The sequence below is a fragment of the Anoxybacillus sp. EFIL genome, from assembly GCF_013096955.1.
Classification (GTDB): Bacteria; Bacillota; Bacilli; order Bacillales; family Anoxybacillaceae; genus Anoxybacillus; species Anoxybacillus ayderensis.
In genome coordinates this window covers 213,295-230,177 of record NZ_SDLH01000001.1, presented here as the reverse complement: position 1 = coordinate 230,177, position 16,883 = coordinate 213,295, and the positions used below count along the sequence as shown (strand labels likewise).

Below are 16,883 nucleotides of genomic sequence, written 5' to 3'. Positions count from 1 at the left end.
CTCGGCTTATTTCATATGGTCGTTTGATTGCTTTTGTTGTTCGTTTTCTAACTGATTTTGCTCGTTTCGATTCAGCTGATCATCGTTTTGTCTTGTAGAGCGTGGATTTTTCGTTTGAATAAAATCGCTCGGAATTTCAGGCATAACCCGTCCGACAATGGCGGCGAGTTCATCCATAAATCCTTGAATCGGCTTTCCGTTTTCCACTTGTTTTTGAATCGCTTTCAGCCGCGCATTTAAATCCGCATCCGCAATGACAATTGCATTCGCCCCGTACGGATCTTTTTGCAAACTTTCTACAACGGAATATTTCACAGTCCCGACGCGCGACGGGTCAAGCTTGGCGTTCACATCGATGCCTACTAACGCATATTTCCCGACAACTAATACGGTCGCGTCGTTGACATTTGGGACGCTGCTAGCCAGATGCGCAAGATGGCGAGCAATTTGCTGACCGGATTTGTTCACGATTCGCTCATTTGTCGTATTTTTCACATGAACGAGCGAATCGCGATTATTCGGTTGCGCTTGTTGTCCGCAGGCGCTCATGAAAAGCAATATGAATACGATTATATATTTCAATTGTTCCACCCCTTTTCGTCTTTAACTTTATTTTGCAAAACTTCTTCTATCTTTATGCGTCCGTTCATATATATAAACAACAATCCCGTCCAACGACGGTCGTCAAGGGGGAAAAAGCGTGGGCAAAAAAATATACGTATTAGATACAAACGTGCTTTTACAAGATCCGTATTCTATTTTTTCATTTCAAGATAACGAAGTCGTCATTCCGGCTGTCGTATTAGAAGAAGTCGACTCAAAAAAACGGTATATGGACGAAGTAGGAAGAAATGCGCGCCAAGTGTCTAAAATTATCGATAACTTAAGACAAAGCGGAAAACTGCATGAAAAAATTCCGCTCGAAAACGGCGGCGTGTTGCGCATTGAATTAAACCACCGCTCGTTTCAACAACTGCAAGAAATTTTCGTTGAAAAAACGAACGACAACCGCATTTTAGCTGTGGCGAAAAATTTATTGCTTGAAGAACAAACGAAAGAAGACGGTCGCCCCGTCATTTTAGTTAGCAAAGATGCGCTCGTGCGCGTGAAGGCAGATGCGATTGGGCTAGAGGCAGAAGATTTTTTAAGCGATCGCGTCGTTGAAATTGATCATATTTACACCGGCTTTTTAGATTTGTACATAAGTCCAGAGCATTTAGGGCGCTTTTATGAAAAAGGTGAATTAGTGCTTTCGGAAATTACGAACCATCCGTTTTATCCGAATCAATTTATCGTCATGAAAGATGCGCTTGGCGGCTCTTCATCGGCGCTTGGCATCGTCGATCATACAGGAAAAAAAGTGCGCAAACTCGTCTTTCATTACGATCATATTTGGGGCATTCGTCCGCGCAACGTTCAGCAAACGATGGCGTTTGAATTGTTGCTGCGCACAGATATCCCGCTTGTGACGCTCATCGGAAAAGCAGGGACAGGAAAGACGTTGCTTGCGTTAGCGGCAGGGTTAATGCAGACGGAAGATTTGCGGCTATATAAAAAATTGCTCGTCGCCCGTCCGATTGTGCCGGTCGGAAAAGATATCGGCTATTTGCCGGGCGAGAAGCAAGAAAAATTGCGGCCGTGGATGCAACCAATTTTTGATAATTTACACTTTTTATTTGATACGAAAAAGCCGGGTGAGCTCGATGCGATTTTATCAGGCATGAGTTCGATTGAAGTGGAGGCGCTCACGTACATACGTGGTCGAAGCATTCCAGAGCAGTTTATTATTATTGACGAGGCGCAAAACTTAACGAAACATGAAGTGAAAACGATTTTAACGCGCGTCGGGGAACGAAGCAAAATTGTGTTAATGGGTGACCCAGCCCAAATCGATCACCCATATTTAGACGAATATAATAACGGGCTCACATACGTCGTTGAAAAATTTAAAGAACAAAAAGTCGCTGGGCATGTCCGATTAATTAAAGGAGAGCGATCATCGCTTGCGCAACTTGCCGCCGACCTTTTATAAAGAAAAGAGGCGAAAAGCCTCTTTTCACTCGACGATAAATGCCCGCACGTGCGTGATCGGATTGTCGCGATTTGAGCCGTCTCCGAAATAAATATGGACAGGCCCGTCTTCTTTTAGCGGTTTGCCGTCTTTTGCAAAACATAATAACAGCTCATAAGCTTCGGCAAGCGAAATGGTCGTATCGCCGTTTTCTGTGACGATGATGAAACGCTTGGCATCGTCGTTCGGTTCCGCGTTGCACAAAAACGGGGCAAACGGCATACCGAACGTACCAGATAATATTTTTTCTTTTTCAAACTGTTTTTCTGTTTGCAATGTTGGAGGAGACACCGCTCCTTCTTGAATTTCGCGATCCCAATACGCTGAAATTTTTTGAATGTCGTCTATGTCTTCTCGTTGTTCTGTTTGCACATGACGTGTAAAATAAGTATGTACATCTACTTTGCGATCGTCAAAAATCCATACGCTCGGATCGAGTGTAATCGTAAATTTAACGTTCCCTTTGATGACGATGACCATGTTCATTCCCCCTATCTGCCTTTCATTATATGATGAAAGCGCTTGTTTGTAAAATTGTTCGTCAAGACACGATGCTTGCATTTTTTTCGTATTCACGATAAGATGAAGAAACAGGAACGTACGGAACGGAGGGGTCAACGTGACGCCTGAAGTGGCGATAAATTTTCGAGAAAGAGCCTATTCGTTGTTGCAAGCGGATGCGGAAAAAATTGTGAAGCTGATCCAAGTGCAAATGGATCATTTAACGATGCCGCAATGCCCGCTATATGAAGAAGTGTTAGATACGCAAATGTTCGGTTTATCCCGTGAAATTGATTTTGCCGTCCGTTTAGGGCTTGTCGATGAAAAAGACGGCAAGGCGATTTTAGACCGACTAGAACGCGAACTTTCGGCATTGCATGAAGCGTGCACGAAAAAGAAGAAAAAATGACAAAAACTCAAACGAATTTCGTTTGGGTTTTTTCTGTTTTATAGTAAAATGCAAATAAGAAAGTGAAAAGGATGATGGAGCCGATGCGCTTGAAGACGTTCGTCAAATATCATGATTATCCATTAATCATCGCTGTCCTTTTATTATCGTTGTTCGGGCTTGTGATGGTATATAGCGCGAGCATGATTACAGCCGTTACTCGTTTTCATACGACGAGCGATTATTTTTTCCAAAAACAAAAATGGGCATGGATGATCGGTACAGTTGTTTTTGCATTTACGGCATTTGTTCCGTATAAACATTATGCGCGCAAAAAGTTTTTACAATTCGTTTTTTTCGCCATGCCTATGCCGCTCATTTACGTCCTTTTGTTTGGACATACCGTAAACAATGCGACAAGCTGGATTAAAGTCGGTCCGATTAACATTCAGCCAGCGGAGTTTGCGAAAATCGGCTTAATCGTATATTTAAGCGGAGTATTAGCAAACAAGCAAAAAAAATTACAAACATCGCCGCAAGACGTGCTGTTCCCAATCTACTATATGTTGTTTATTTGCTTATTAATTTTTCTTCAACCAGACGTCGGGACGATGTTAATTATCGGATTGATTTGTGCGGTCATCATCCTTTCTTCTGCCGCAAGCAAACGGTTATTGATGAAACAGTTGTTTCTGTTTGCTTTGATTTTCGGAGTTGTCGCGGCGATTTCCGGTCCGTTTATATACGATCGAGTATTTACGAAAGAGCGTTTATCGCGCATTGACGGTTTTTTGCATCCGTTTGAGCATGCGAAAGATGAAGGATACCAGCTCATTAACTCGTACATTGCGATCGGAAACGGGGGATTAAAAGGGCTCGGACTTGGACAAAGCATTCAAAAATACGGTTATTTGCCAGAAGCGCATACCGACTTTATTATGGCGGTCATCGCTGAAGAGCTCGGGCTATTTGGCGTTTCGTTCGTTCTCCTTTTGTTGTCGTTTATCGTCTTGCGCGGCTTTTTGATCGCAAGAAGGTGCCAAGATGCGTTCGGCAGTTTATTAGCGATCGGCATTTCAACGATGATCGGCATTCAATCGTTCGTCAATCTCGGTGGAATATCAGGACTCATCCCGCTAACAGGGGTCACATTGCCGTTTGTCAGCTACGGTGGTTCATCGCTCGTTTTACTTATGATGTGTGCCGGAGTGCTGACAAACATCGCAGCGGTAACAAATTACGAACAAAAACATAAAACAGAAAAACAAAGTAATATTCAAAAAAATCATATTTCTTTTTCGTAGGACTATTTACAAATACAGAAAATTCGTTATAGTTTTTATATGAAGGATAGGGGGAGGATGCATATGAGGCGTATTCAAAAAGTACTTGTCGCAAACCGTGGAGAAATTGCGATTCGCGTGTTCCGCGCCTGCAACGAACTAGGGATTCGCACCGTTGCCATTTATTCGCGCGAAGATGCAGGATCGTATCATCGCTACAAAGCGGATGAAGCATATTTAGTTGGAGAAGGAAAAAAACCGATTGAAGCATATTTAGACATTGAAGGCATTATCGAGATTGCGAAAATGCATGATGTCGATGCGATTCATCCGGGCTACGGCTTTTTATCGGAAAACATCGAATTTGCGAAACGATGTGAAGAAGAAGGCATTATTTTCATCGGACCGAAACAAGCGCATTTAGATATGTTTGGCGATAAAGTGAAAGCGCGCCACCAAGCGAAACGAGCGGGCATTCCGGTCATTCCGGGAAGCGACGGGCCTGTGCAAAGCTTGGAGGACGTCGTGCGCTTCGGCGAGACATACGGTTATCCGATGATCATTAAAGCGGCATTAGGCGGCGGGGGACGCGGAATGCGCATCGTTCGCTCGCAAGCGGAAGTGAAAGAAGCGTATGAGCGCGCGAAATCGGAAGCGAAAGCGGCATTTGGCAGCGATGAAGTATATGTCGAAAAATTAATCGAAAAACCAAAACATATTGAAGTGCAAATTTTAGGTGACGAATACGGCAACATCGTCCATTTATATGACCGAGATTGCTCGGTGCAGCGCCGCCATCAAAAAGTTGTCGAAGTGGCGCCAAGCGTATCGCTTTCAAAAGCGCTCCGCGAAGACATTTGCCAAGCGGCAGTGAAATTGATGAAAAACGTGCAATACGTGAACGCAGGAACGGTTGAGTTTCTCGTTTCTGGCGATGCGTTTTACTTCATCGAAGTGAACCCGCGCATTCAAGTCGAACATACGATTACAGAAATGATTACTGGCATTGATATCGTCCAATCGCAAATTTTAATTGCGGAAGGACATGCGCTACATAGCGAAAAAGTCGGCATTCCGAAACAAGAAGACATTCGCGTTCACGGATATGCGATTCAATCGCGCGTGACGACAGAAGATCCGCTAAACAACTTTATGCCAGATACAGGGAAAATTATGGCGTATCGTTCAGGCGGTGGCTTCGGCGTTCGTTTAGATGCAGGCAATAGCTTTCAAGGCGCCGTCATTACGCCGTACTACGATTCGTTGTTAGTAAAAGTGACGACGTGGGCGTTAACGTTTGAACAAGCGGCAGCGAAAATGTTGCGCAACTTGCGCGAGTTTCGTATTCGCGGCATTAAAACGAACATTCCGTTTTTAGAAAACGTCGTGCAACATCCGAAGTTTTTAACAGGCGAATACGATACGTCGTTTATTGATACGACGCCAGAGCTATTTGTGTTTCCGAAACGGAAAGACCGCGGGACGAAAATGTTATCGTATATCGGAACGGTTACTGTGAACGGTTTTCCGGGCATCGGGAAAAAGAAAAAGCCGGTATTTGACCCGCCGCGCATTCCGAAAGTGAATCATATTGAACCGATGCCAAAAGGGACGAAACAAATTTTAGATGAACGGGGGGCAGACGGACTCGTTCAATGGATAAAACAACAAAACCGCGTGTTGTTGACAGATACGACGTTTCGTGACGCCCATCAATCGCTTTTAGCGACACGCGTGCGCACAAACGACTTATTGCGCATTGCTGAGCCGACCGCGCGTTTATGGCCGCAACTATTTTCGATGGAAATGTGGGGCGGAGCGACGTTTGACGTAGCCTATCGCTTCTTAAAAGAAGATCCGTGGGATCGTTTAATTCAATTGCGAAAAAAAATTCCGAACGTTTTGTTTCAAATGTTGCTTCGTGCGTCGAATGCGGTCGGATATAAAAACTATCCAGATAACGTCATTCGGGAGTTTGTTGCGCAATCGGCGGAAGCAGGCATTGACGTATTCCGCATTTTCGATAGTTTAAACTGGGTAAAAGGAATGACGGTCGCCATTGATGCGGTACGTCAAACAGGAAAAGTGGCGGAAGCAACGATTTGTTATACGGGCGATATTTTCGACCCAACGCGCACAAAATACAATCTCAATTACTATAAACAGTTAGCAAAAGAGCTCGAGCAAACCGGTGCACACATTTTAGCGATTAAAGATATGGCGGGACTATTAAAGCCACAAGCGGCTTATACGTTTATTTCCGCTTTAAAAGAAGTCGTCGACATTCCGATTCATTTGCATACGCACGATACGAGCGGAAACGGCATTTATACGTACGCCAAAGCGATTGAAGCAGGAGTCGATATTGTTGACGTAGCGGTAAGCTCGATGGCCGGTTTAACGTCGCAACCGAGCGCAAACACGCTTTATTATGCGCTTGAAGGAACGGAACGTGCACCGGAAGTCGATATCGCATCGCTTGAAAAATTGTCGCGTTATTGGGAAGATGTGCGCAAATATTACGCCGACTTTGAAAGCGGCATGAACGCCCCGCATACGGAAATATATATGCACGAAATGCCGGGCGGACAATATAGCAATCTTCAACAACAAGCGAAAGCGGTCGGCTTAGGAGATCGTTGGGATGAAGTAAAAGAAATGTATCGTCGCGTCAACGATTTATTTGGCGACATCGTCAAAGTGACGCCATCATCGAAAGTCGTTGGCGATATGGCGCTATATATGGTGCAAAACAACTTAACCGAACAAGACATTTACGAGCGCGGTGAAACGCTTGATTTCCCAGATTCCGTCGTTGAACTGTTTGAAGGCTACCTCGGTCAGCCGCATGGCGGATTCCCAGAAACGTTGCAGCGCATCATTTTAAAAGGGCGTGAACCAATTACCGTTCGTCCGGGCGAACTGTTAGAGCCAGTCGACTTTGAGAAGTTGCGCGAAGAGTTATATCATATCGTCCAGCGTGAAGTGACCGACTATGATGTGTTAGCTTATGCGCTATATCCGAAAGTGTTTGTCGAATATGCTCGTACGGTCGAACAGTTCGGTGATTTATCTGTACTTGATACACCAACGTTTTTATACGGCATGCGTCTCGGTGAAGAAATTGAAATTGAAATCGAAAAAGGAAAAACGTTAATCGTCAAGCTCGTCTCGATCGGTCAGCCACAAGCGGACGGAACGAGAGTCGTATACTTTGAACTAAACGGTCAACCGCGTGAAATCGTCGTGAAAGACGAAAGCATTAAAACAACTGTCGTGGCGCGTGTGAAAGCGGATCGCAACAATCCGAACCATATTGCTGCGACGATGCCAGGGACAGTTGTCAAAGTGCTCGTTGAAAAAGGGGAAAAAGTGAAAAAAGGTGACCATTTAATGATTACCGAAGCGATGAAAATGGAAACGACCGTGCAAGCACCGTTTTCTGGTATTGTGAAAGACATTTACGTCAAAGGCGGCGACGCTATCCAAACGGGCGATTTATTGCTTGAATTAGCCGAAAAATAAAAAGAACGAGGGATTTCCTCGTTCTTTTTATTTTAATACGGCAGATGGAACGGCTTGATGCCCGACCTCTTTTTCTTTTTTGCTACGTGTCGCCAACAACACGAAGTAACTTAATACACCAAATAAACATGAAATAAAAAACGCGTGAGCTAAAGCGACGTATAAGTTTAATCCCGTAAAGACGACGAGCGCCCCCGTTGCGACTTGGCAGCTGACGAGAATGAGCGCAATGAGCCAGCCCCAATACATAATCGGCTGATGTTTATATCGTTTCATTGCATATATCGTTGCCCATAAAATCCAAAGAAACAATAATCCCGCTGCAAAACGGTGTCCCATTTGCACCCATTCATGTAGTTGTGTCGGGAATAAGCGTGTTTGTGCGCAAAACGGCCAACTTGGGCACGCTAAACTCGCTTGTTTATGGCGAACGAGCGCTCCAGTATAGACGACGATATAGCAATACACAATAATGCCGTAAATATGAAATGTCATCGTACGATCGAGCACAACGGATGCGGCATCAAATTTTTTATCTACTTCAAAAATAAACAACGTTAATAAAAAGACAGCCGCAAACGAAATGAGCGAGATACCAAAATGAAGCGCAAGCACGACGTCCGATTGCCCCCATACGACCGCAGCCGCCCCAATGAGCCCTTGCAAAACGAGAAACACGAACGAAACAATGGATAAAAATTTCGTTTCACGAATATGTCCGATCGCTTTCCATGACCAAATCGATAAAATGAGCACCATCAATCCGACGACGCCTGAGACGACGCGATGGCTTAATTCAATGAGCAACTCAGTTGTAATGTGAGATGGAATAAGTTGCCCGTGGCAGAGTGGCCACGAACGACCGCAGCCCATTCCTGATCCTGTTTTTGTCACAAGCGCCCCACCAATTAAAACGAAAAGCATGCCGATTGTCGTCGCTACCGCAAACCATTTTAAAAGCCGTTGCAATGTATTCACTTCCTTAACGCAAAATTTTATCTAGCAAATGCCTAGTAAAAACTGTATAATAAATGTGAAATACGTGTGAAGAAATGCTACTCTCATATTAGCGGAAAATGTCGAAAAGCGCAAAGTTTTATTATTTTACAATATAGCAAACGTTGTAAATATGGTTGAATATTTGTATAGAGTTTGCTAGAAATATAAGTGCAGTTATTTTTCAACTTTTTCATTGTCACAACATTGTTTTGACACAAATTCGACACAATTAAGACAAAAAAAGTTCACAATTTGACGGAGAAATGTGCTTTAATATACAGAGACGACATATCGTTATCGTGTATAGATTGGAAACGCCTTCAAAGGCATAAGAGAGGAGTGGCGGCAGATGGCGGATGTAGTCGAAGAGGTAAAAACGACAAAAATCCAATCAGGTGTACTAAAAGATGTATTAGCTGTCGTGAAAATCGGCATTGTCAATTCAAATTTAATTACGACGTTTACGGGACTTTGGTTAGCCCTTCATTTTACAGGAAAAGGATTTTTAAGTAATTTGCATACGGTTTTTTTCGCGCTTATCGGATCTGCGCTCGTCATTGCAGGTTCTTGCGCGTTAAATAATTTTATTGATCGCGATATTGATCATCTTATGGAGCGGACGAAAAGTCGCCCAACGGTGAGCGGAAGCGTAGAGCCGAAGCGCGTGCTTTGGTTCGGTGTACTTCTTGTCGCCATCGGTACGTTCAGTTTGCTTATGACAACGGTCACCGCCGCTATCACCGGACTTATCGGCATGGTGACGTACGTCTTTTTATATACGATGTGGTCTAAGCGGAGCAACACGCTCAATACGGTGATCGGCAGCATTTCTGGTGCCGTTCCACCGGTCATCGGTTGGACAGCGGTCGATGACGGATTTCATATCGTTCCAGTCATTTTGTTTTTGCTTATGTTTTTATGGCAACCGCCGCACTTTTTAGCGCTGGCGATGAAGCGATGTGAGGAGTATCGCGCAGCAGGCATTCCGATGCTTCCTGTCGTTCACGGATTTGCGATGACAAAACGGCAAATCGTCATTTGGATTGTGGCGCTTTTACCACTTCCGTTTTACTTATTTTCATTAGGCGTGCCGTTTTTAGTGATCGCGACGTTGTTGAACGTCGGTTGGTTAGCGCTCGGACTGGCGGGCTTTAAAATGAAAGACGATATGAAATGGGCGAAATGGATGTTCATTTATTCGCTCAACTATTTAACGATTTTATTTGTGACGATGGTAATTGTCACGATTGACTAATGAAGCGCCTGCAACGGCGCTTCGGAAAATAAAAAGGTTTACAATTCTTTCTTTTTGTAAAGAAAGAATGTATATATTTCACTTTATTTCATAATCGAAAGAGGGGTTTGATTAGGCTATGAAGAAGTGGCTACGAAATTGGCGCTTGGTTTCTCTTGTATCCGCCATGGCGCTTTTGCTAGCTGGTTGCGGTAAGCCGTTTTTATCGACGCTTCAACCAGCAGGAGAAGTAGCTGACATGCAGTACAAGCTTATGCTGCTCAGCACGGCCATTATGGTCATCGTCATTGCGGTTGTAACGATCATCTTCCTTTACGTTGTGACTCGCTTCCGTCGTCGTAAAGGGGAAGAAAACAAAATTCCAAAACAAGTCGAAGGAAGCCATACGCTTGAAATTATTTGGACAGTTATTCCGATTATTTTACTAATCATCTTAGCTGTTCCGACGGTTTTATACACGTTTAAATTGGCGGATGTAAAACCGATGAACAAAAAAGAACGCGACGTTGTTGTCGTCAACGTGCGCGCGAATTTGTACTGGTGGGAGTTTGAGTACCCAGATTACGGCATTATTACAAGCCAAGATTTAGTCGTTCCAACAAATGAACGCGTGTATTTTAACTTAAAAGCATCTGACGTAAAACACTCTTTCTGGATTCCTGCTGTTGGAGGAAAAATGGATACAAATACAGATAACACAAACCAATTTTTCCTCACATTTGATGACAAACGTGCCGAAGAAGCAGGACGTCTATTTTACGGAAAATGTGCGGAGCTTTGCGGTCCGTCACACGCATTAATGGACTTTAAAGTGAAGGCGCTTCCTCGTGCTGAATTTGATCAATGGGTAGAAAAAATGAAAAATGCAAAACCGGTTGCGGCAACAGACCCTGTTGTGAAGCGAGGAGAAGAAATTTTTAACAAAAGCTGTATTGGCTGTCACGCGGTCACACCGGTTGATGGTCGTCCAGAGCAAGCTCGCCTTGCGCCAAACTTAGCAGATTTTGCTGATCGCTCACGCATTGCCGGCATTTTAGAACATAACGAAGAAAACTTAAAAGCTTGGCTCAAAGATCCAGAGAAAATTAAGCCAGGCAACAAAATGACAGGTACTTATCCAGCATTATCTGATGAAGAACTTGAAGCATTAACAAAATACTTAATGACATTATCTGTTGAGTAAGGGGATTATCGATAAAGGGAGGTTAAACTGTGAGTACGTTAGCTCGGAAAAAAGGTGTCGGCGCAGTCATTTGGGACTACTTAACGACAGTAGACCATAAGAAGATTGCGATTTTGTATTTGATCGCCGGCGGATTTTTCTTCTTGCTTGGCGGTTTAGAAGCGATGATTATTCGCATTCAGCTCGCCGTGCCAAACAACGACTTCATTAGCGCTGGCTTTTACAATGAAGTGTTGACGATGCACGGAACGACGATGATTTTCCTTGCGGCGATGCCGCTCGTGTTTGCGATGATGAACGCCGTTGTACCGATTCAAATCGGTGCGCGCGACGTAGCGTTCCCGTTTTTAAACGCGCTTGGATTTTGGTTATTTTTCTTCGGTGGTGTATTTTTAAACTTATCGTGGTTTTTAGGTGGAGCACCTGATGCGGGTTGGACATCTTATGCATCATTATCACTTGCATCACCAACGCACGGCATTGACTTTTACGTGTTAGGTTTACAAATTTCTGGTTTCGGAACGTTAATTGGTGGAATTAACTTCCTCGTGACGATCATTAATATGCGCGCACCAGGAATGACATATATGCGCATGCCGATGTTTACATGGGCAACGTTTGTCACATCTGCGCTCATTTTATTCGCGTTCCCGCCATTAACAGTCGGTTTAATTTTCATGATGATGGATCGTTTGTTTGGTGGAAACTTTTTTGACCCAGCGCTTGGTGGAAATACGATCATTTGGGAGCACTTGTTCTGGATTTTCGGTCACCCAGAAGTATATATTCTCGTCTTACCAGCGTTCGGTATTTTCTCAGAAATTTTCGCGACATTCTCGCGTAAACGTTTATTCGGTTATTCATCGATGGTATTTGCGACGGTGTTAATCGGATTTTTAGGATTCATGGTATGGGCGCACCATATGTTTACGGTTGGTATGGGACCAATTGCAAACGCCATCTTTGCGGTTGCGACAATGGCGATTGCCGTTCCAACAGGAATTAAAATTTTCAACTGGTTATTTACGATGTGGGGCGGAAGCATTCGCTTCACGACGCCAATGATATATGCGGTAGCGTTCATTCCATCGTTCGTTATCGGTGGGGTTACAGGGGTAATGAACGCAACAGCTGCGGCAGACTATCAATATCACGATAGCTATTTCGTCGTTGCGCACTTCCACTACGTTATCGTCGGTGGGGTTGTATTCGCGCTACTTGCAGGGGCACATTATTGGTGGCCAAAAATGTTCGGTAAAATGTTAGATGAGAAATTAGGAAAAGTAACATTCTGGTTGTTCTTTATCGGTTTCCATTTAACGTTCTTTATTCAACATTTCCTTGGCTTAATGGGTATGCCGCGCCGCGTATTCACGTTCTTGCCTGGCCAAGGATTTGAAACAGGAAACATGATTAGTACAGTCGGTGCGTTTTTCATGGCAGCAGGTACAGTCGTATTATTAGCAAACGTTGTTATTACAACAGTAAAAGGAAAGCGCGTTGGCAACGACCCTTGGGAAGATGGACGCACATTGGAATGGGCAGTATCTTCGCCAGCGCCGGAGTACAACTTTGCGCAAACGCCACTTGTACGTGGTTTAGACGCGTATTGGATTGAAAAAATGGAAGGCAAAAAAGGATTAACACCAGCGGAGCCGCTTGGTGACATCCATATGCCGAATCCATCCATTTTACCGTTTGTTATTTCACTTGGCTTATTTGTAGCCGCATTCGGTTTCTTGTTCCATCAAGATTATGCATGGGGAACACCAGTTGGCGTAGTCGGTTTACTCATTACGCTCGGTGCGATGTTCTTCCGTTCAATTATTGATGACCACGGCTTCCATATTCATAAAGAAGAAGTGATGGAAGCGGAGAAGAAGGGGGCTGGGGCATAATGCATGTGGAAGAAAAATTAACGGCAGAGACGTTTCCGGCAGAGCCTGAAAAAGCGACCCTTGAAGGGAAAAATAAATTTTTAGGTTTCTGGTTTTTCCTCGGCGGAGAGACGGTGTTGTTCGCCTCTCTCTTCGCCACATATTTGGCGTTAAAAGATTCCGTTGCGGGCGGTCCGTCTGCGAAAGAATTATTCCAAATGCCAATCGTCTTTTTAGCGACGATGCTGTTACTAACGAGCAGCTTAACGAGCGTATATGCGATGCATCATATGCGCAACTTTGACTTCAAAAAAATGCAGCTTTGGCTTGGTATTACCGTTTTTCTTGGCGCAGCTTTCTTAGCGCTTGAAATTTACGAGTTTACAGAGTACGTACATGAAGGATTTAAATTTTCAACAAGCGCGTTTTCTTCAGCGTTTTACACGCTAGTTGGTACGCACGGTGGCCACGTGGCGTTCGGTTTACTTTGGATTTTAACGTTAATGATTCGCAACGCAAAACGTGGGTTAAACTTATATAACGCACCGAAGTTTTACGTCGCTAGCTTATATTGGCACTTTATCGACGTCGTGTGGGTGTTCATTTTCACGGTCGTATACTTAATGGGAATGGTGGGGTGATTGTATGGCAAATCATACACATGTACAAAACCCAAAAGTAGATGTACAATATCGCCGGAAAAAAAATGCAGAAGAAATGAAACATCAAATTGTTTCATTTACGTTAATGATTTTCTTAACGCTCATCGCCTTTTTTGCGGTTGGATATGAAGGATTTTCTGCTTGGTTTTCCGTACCGTTCATTTTATTGTTAGCGGTTGTGCAAGTTATTTTCCAACTGTATTACTTTATGCATATGAGCCATAAAGGACACGAATTGCCAGCACTTTTCCTCTATGGCGGTGCACTTGTTGCGTTCGTTACGATTTGGGCGTTTTTAACGATCGTTTGGATTTAAGAAGCTAGCGTTGGCTAGCTTCTTTTCTTTTCACGTTTGTTACGTTTGTAGTATAATAAAGTCGGAAAAAAAGCGAGGTGAATATGATGCCGTTAAGTATATTTGGTTTTGAAGCGATGTGGAGTCCGTACTTTTTCATTTTTTTAGTCGCTGTGACGATCGCTTATTTTTGGCTTGTTAACCGTGCAAAAGAACAAACGACGACAAAACAAAAAACGTTGTTTGTCACCGCGATCGTTTTACTTTACATTTGTAAAGGATCTCCAGTCGACTTGTTAGGGCATTTAATGTTTAGCGTCCATATGACGCAAATGGCTGTCCTTTATTTAATGGTGCCGCCGCTCCTTATTAAAGGCATTCCGTCATGGATGTTTGAAGCGCCTTTTCGCGTTCGCATCATCCGTTCGATGTTTACGTTTTTCACAAAACCGTTAATTGCGTTATTTTTGTTTAATGGTATTTTTTCGTTATACCACGTGCCTTTGATTTTTGATGTCGTGAAAACAAACATGTGGTTGCATGCGTTCATGACGATTGCTATTTTTATTGCAGCGATGATGATGTGGTGGCCGCTCGTCAATGAAGTGCGTGGTTTTCCGACACTATCTGGTTTAAAAAAAATGGGCTACATTTTTGCCGATGGGGTATTGCTGACACCCGCATGTGCGCTCATTATTTTCGCGGATACCCCACTATATGCGACGTATTACGATCCAGCTGCTTGGATAAACGCTTTAGCGCTTTGCGTCCCACAAACGACATTAGCGTCGCTTGAATTAAGCGGACCAGAAATGTTTAGCTCGATGTCGCTATTGCATGATCAGCAGCTTGGTGGCGTATTAATGAAAATCATTCAAGAAATTGTATATGGAGTCATGTTGTTTTTCATTTTTATTGAATGGTATCGAAAAGAACGAAATGAAGAACATGTCGCAGTTCAAACAACGAAATAAAGAGAGGGAGAAACGATGGTACCGATTTTACCTACAATTAGTACAAGCTTTATCGTCATTAGCGCCATTCTCGTTGCGGTTGGCTGGTATTTCATTCGTCAAAGGGAAATTGAGAAGCATGAAAAGACGATGTGGCTTGCGGCTGCTTTTGCGCTCGCGTTTTTCATCATTTACGTGTCGCGTACGATTTTTATCGGCAATACAAGCTTCGGTGGTCCAGACGATATAAAAATATATTATACGATCTTTTTGTTTTTCCACATTTTTTTAGCGACGGCTGGCGCCGTTTTCGGCATTGTCACGTTGCTTTCTGCTGTGAAAAAAAATTGGTTGCGCCATAAAAAAATTGGTCCGATCACGAGTATCGTATGGTTTTTTACCGCAACAACAGGAGTCGCTGTTTATTTATTGTTATATGTATTTTACCGTGGCGGGGAAACGACATCGGTTATTAAAGCGATTTTAGGATTTTAAAAAGAGGGTGAACATTCACCCTCTTTACAGTTTAAAGTTAAATTTAATAATTCCTGCCTCTTTCGCTGATTTGATCGCAATGAGTAAGAGCGGGAATAAAATGAGACCGAGTCCGCCCATCACTTTCACGCCTAAGTACATCGAAATGAGCGTCGCGAGCGGAGATAAACCGATATGCGCGCCCATCACTTTCGGCTCAATCGTTCGACGTAAAATTAACAAAATGACGCCGAGAATCGATAGTTTTGTCGCTAATACTGTATCGCCTGTGACGAAGTGGAAAATGGCCCAAGGCGCCATAATAACAATCGATCCGATAATCGGGATAAAGTCGATTACCCAAATAATAAATGCGGTAAATAACGCCACTTTCGGTGTAATGAGCAACAGTCCGACGAGGGATACCGCAAAAATAATTAAACTAACGAGAAATTGCGCTTTCCAAAAGCCAAACACGACATACGATAGACGCGACATCATAAAATGTACTTTTTCTTTCGTTTCCTCTGTTAAATGCGAAAAAATCGCTTCGCGTATTTTCGGTAAATCGTGCATAAATAAAAATAAAGTAATTAAATAAACGAGAAAGTTAATTAAAAACTTTGGAACGTTTGCGATAAGCGCGCTTACTTTATTAAAGCTTAATGAAGCGGTTAGTTGTGTTTTTAATTTTGTTAAAAACAAATCGACTTGGTGGCTTAATTCCGCGACAACAAACGGCGGCAATTTTTCTGTCTGCTTGTACCAGCGAGCGACAAGTTCATTCCAGCCTGCGATCATTTCATTCAAATATAGCGGCGAGTTTCTAAAAAAGTGAAACGCTTCCGTCACAATTTTTGTAATAATAAAGTAACCGCTTAAACACATAAATAGCGTAAATAAACTGAACACAAGAAGGGTAGCGGACTGTCGCTTAAACCCGAGCCGTTGCTGTGCTACTTTCACTGCTGGCTCTAAAAAAATGGCAGTAATTAATGCGAATAAAATCGGAACGGCAATAGGGGCGACCCAATATGTCAATAAGACGATTGCAAGTAAAATAACAATCATGTATATGGACCGCTTTGGAATTTTCTCAAACAACGAAACGACACCTGCTTTCATTTCATAAATCGTATGGAGGATGTATATGCATAAACCCATTATAACGATTGTTGCGATGAGTGTACAACCGTTTGATGATGTCATATTAGAAGATGTGAAAGTATACGAGCAACAAAAGCGACTGACGATTCATGTGACAGTTTCGTTCAAAATGAAACAAAATATGCTCGCTTTCTGTGAACATATTCAAAAACAAGTCATTGACGACATATACGAAATGACAGGAAAAGAAGTTTTTGCTGTGCATCTGTACGTTCGTCGGCTCGTTGACGGAAAAAACGCATGAGCGTGC

At 43.2% G+C, this 16,883-nt stretch carries 15 protein-coding genes and 1 pseudogene; 12 read left to right on the top strand and 4 right to left on the bottom strand.

Annotated elements, in window-relative coordinates; translation table 11 throughout:
• Nucleotides 1-6: 6 nt before the first annotated feature.
• Nucleotides 7-591 (bottom strand): YhcN/YlaJ family sporulation lipoprotein, encoded by a 585-nt coding sequence (locus tag ES017_RS01150; RefSeq protein ID WP_035063058.1) that lies wholly within the window; start codon nt 589-591, stop codon nt 7-9.
• A 109-nt stretch (nt 592-700) separates the two neighbouring features.
• On the opposite strand from ES017_RS01150, the gene ES017_RS01145 reads away from it, so the two are divergent.
• Complete coding sequence (locus ES017_RS01145) at nt 701-2,032, top strand: PhoH family protein (RefSeq protein ID WP_042533771.1); 1,332 nt, start codon at nt 701-703, stop codon at nt 2,030-2,032.
• Nucleotides 2,033-2,056: 24 nt separating this feature from the next.
• Here the strand turns inward: ES017_RS01145 and ES017_RS01140 are convergent, their stop codons facing one another.
• The gene (locus tag ES017_RS01140; RefSeq protein WP_021094439.1) at nt 2,057-2,551 is read right to left on the bottom strand and encodes a hypothetical protein; all 495 of its coding nucleotides are present in this window, start codon (nt 2,549-2,551) and stop codon (nt 2,057-2,059) included.
• Between the two features lie 139 nt (nt 2,552-2,690).
• On the opposite strand from ES017_RS01140, the gene ES017_RS01135 reads away from it, so the two are divergent.
• From ES017_RS01135 to pyc, 3 genes are all read left to right on the top strand, one after another.
• Nucleotides 2,691-2,981, top strand: coding sequence for an Fpa/YlaN family protein (locus ES017_RS01135; protein WP_004891276.1), 291 nt, complete (start codon nt 2,691-2,693; stop codon nt 2,979-2,981).
• A gap of 74 nt (nt 2,982-3,055) precedes the next feature.
• Nucleotides 3,056-4,264, top strand: coding sequence for a putative lipid II flippase FtsW (gene ftsW / locus ES017_RS01130; protein ID WP_042534014.1), 1,209 nt, complete (start codon nt 3,056-3,058; stop codon nt 4,262-4,264).
• Between the two features lie 57 nt (nt 4,265-4,321).
• The gene (pyc, locus tag ES017_RS01125) at nt 4,322-7,768 is read left to right on the top strand and encodes a pyruvate carboxylase (protein WP_035063053.1); all 3,447 of its coding nucleotides are present in this window, start codon (nt 4,322-4,324) and stop codon (nt 7,766-7,768) included.
• Between the two features lie 27 nt (nt 7,769-7,795).
• Here the strand turns inward: pyc and ES017_RS01120 are convergent, their stop codons facing one another.
• A complete protein-coding gene (locus tag ES017_RS01120; RefSeq protein WP_167333723.1) occupies nt 7,796-8,737 on the bottom strand; it encodes a COX15/CtaA family protein in 942 nt (313 codons plus the stop codon).
• A 433-nt stretch (nt 8,738-9,170) separates the two neighbouring features.
• Here ES017_RS01120 and cyoE point away from each other — a divergent pair.
• From cyoE to ES017_RS01085, 7 genes and pseudogenes are all read left to right on the top strand, one after another.
• Nucleotides 9,171-10,022: pseudogene (cyoE, locus tag ES017_RS01115) on the top strand (heme o synthase); the annotation flags it as partial.
• A 118-nt stretch (nt 10,023-10,140) separates the two neighbouring features.
• Entirely contained in the window at nt 10,141-11,205 is a 1,065-nt protein-coding gene (gene coxB / locus ES017_RS01110; RefSeq protein WP_042533775.1) for a cytochrome c oxidase subunit II, read from the top strand.
• Nucleotides 11,206-11,234: 29 nt separating this feature from the next.
• Nucleotides 11,235-13,103 carry a cytochrome c oxidase subunit I gene (gene ctaD / locus ES017_RS01105; protein WP_021094432.1) on the top strand — a complete coding sequence of 623 codons (1,869 nt, stop codon included), beginning with the start codon at nt 11,235-11,237 and terminating at the stop codon, nt 13,101-13,103.
• Nucleotides 13,103-13,723, top strand: a complete 621-nt coding sequence (locus tag ES017_RS01100) for a cytochrome (ubi)quinol oxidase subunit III (protein WP_021094431.1) — start codon at nt 13,103-13,105, stop codon at nt 13,721-13,723. The genes ctaD and ES017_RS01100 overlap by 1 nt, the downstream gene beginning before the upstream one ends.
• A 4-nt stretch (nt 13,724-13,727) precedes the next feature.
• Nucleotides 13,728-14,060, top strand: a complete 333-nt coding sequence (ctaF, locus tag ES017_RS01095; protein WP_021094430.1) for a cytochrome c oxidase subunit IVB — start codon at nt 13,728-13,730, stop codon at nt 14,058-14,060.
• Nucleotides 14,061-14,143: 83 nt separating this feature from the next.
• Entirely contained in the window at nt 14,144-15,013 is an 870-nt protein-coding gene (ctaG, locus tag ES017_RS01090) for a cytochrome c oxidase assembly factor CtaG (protein WP_021094429.1), read from the top strand.
• 15 nt (nt 15,014-15,028) lie between these two features.
• Nucleotides 15,029-15,487 carry a DUF420 domain-containing protein gene (locus tag ES017_RS01085; protein WP_042533778.1) on the top strand — a complete coding sequence of 153 codons (459 nt, stop codon included), beginning with the start codon at nt 15,029-15,031 and terminating at the stop codon, nt 15,485-15,487.
• A gap of 24 nt (nt 15,488-15,511) precedes the next feature.
• On the opposite strand, the gene ytvI is transcribed toward ES017_RS01085, so the two are convergent.
• Nucleotides 15,512-16,630 carry a sporulation integral membrane protein YtvI gene (ytvI, locus tag ES017_RS01080; RefSeq protein WP_171334620.1) on the bottom strand — a complete coding sequence of 373 codons (1,119 nt, stop codon included), beginning with the start codon at nt 16,628-16,630 and terminating at the stop codon, nt 15,512-15,514.
• On the opposite strand from ytvI, the gene ES017_RS01075 reads away from it, so the two are divergent.
• Nucleotides 16,617-16,877 carry a hypothetical protein gene (locus ES017_RS01075; protein ID WP_021094426.1) on the top strand — a complete coding sequence of 87 codons (261 nt, stop codon included), beginning with the start codon at nt 16,617-16,619 and terminating at the stop codon, nt 16,875-16,877. The genes ytvI and ES017_RS01075 overlap by 14 nt on opposite strands.
• Nucleotides 16,878-16,883 lie beyond the last annotated feature (6 nt).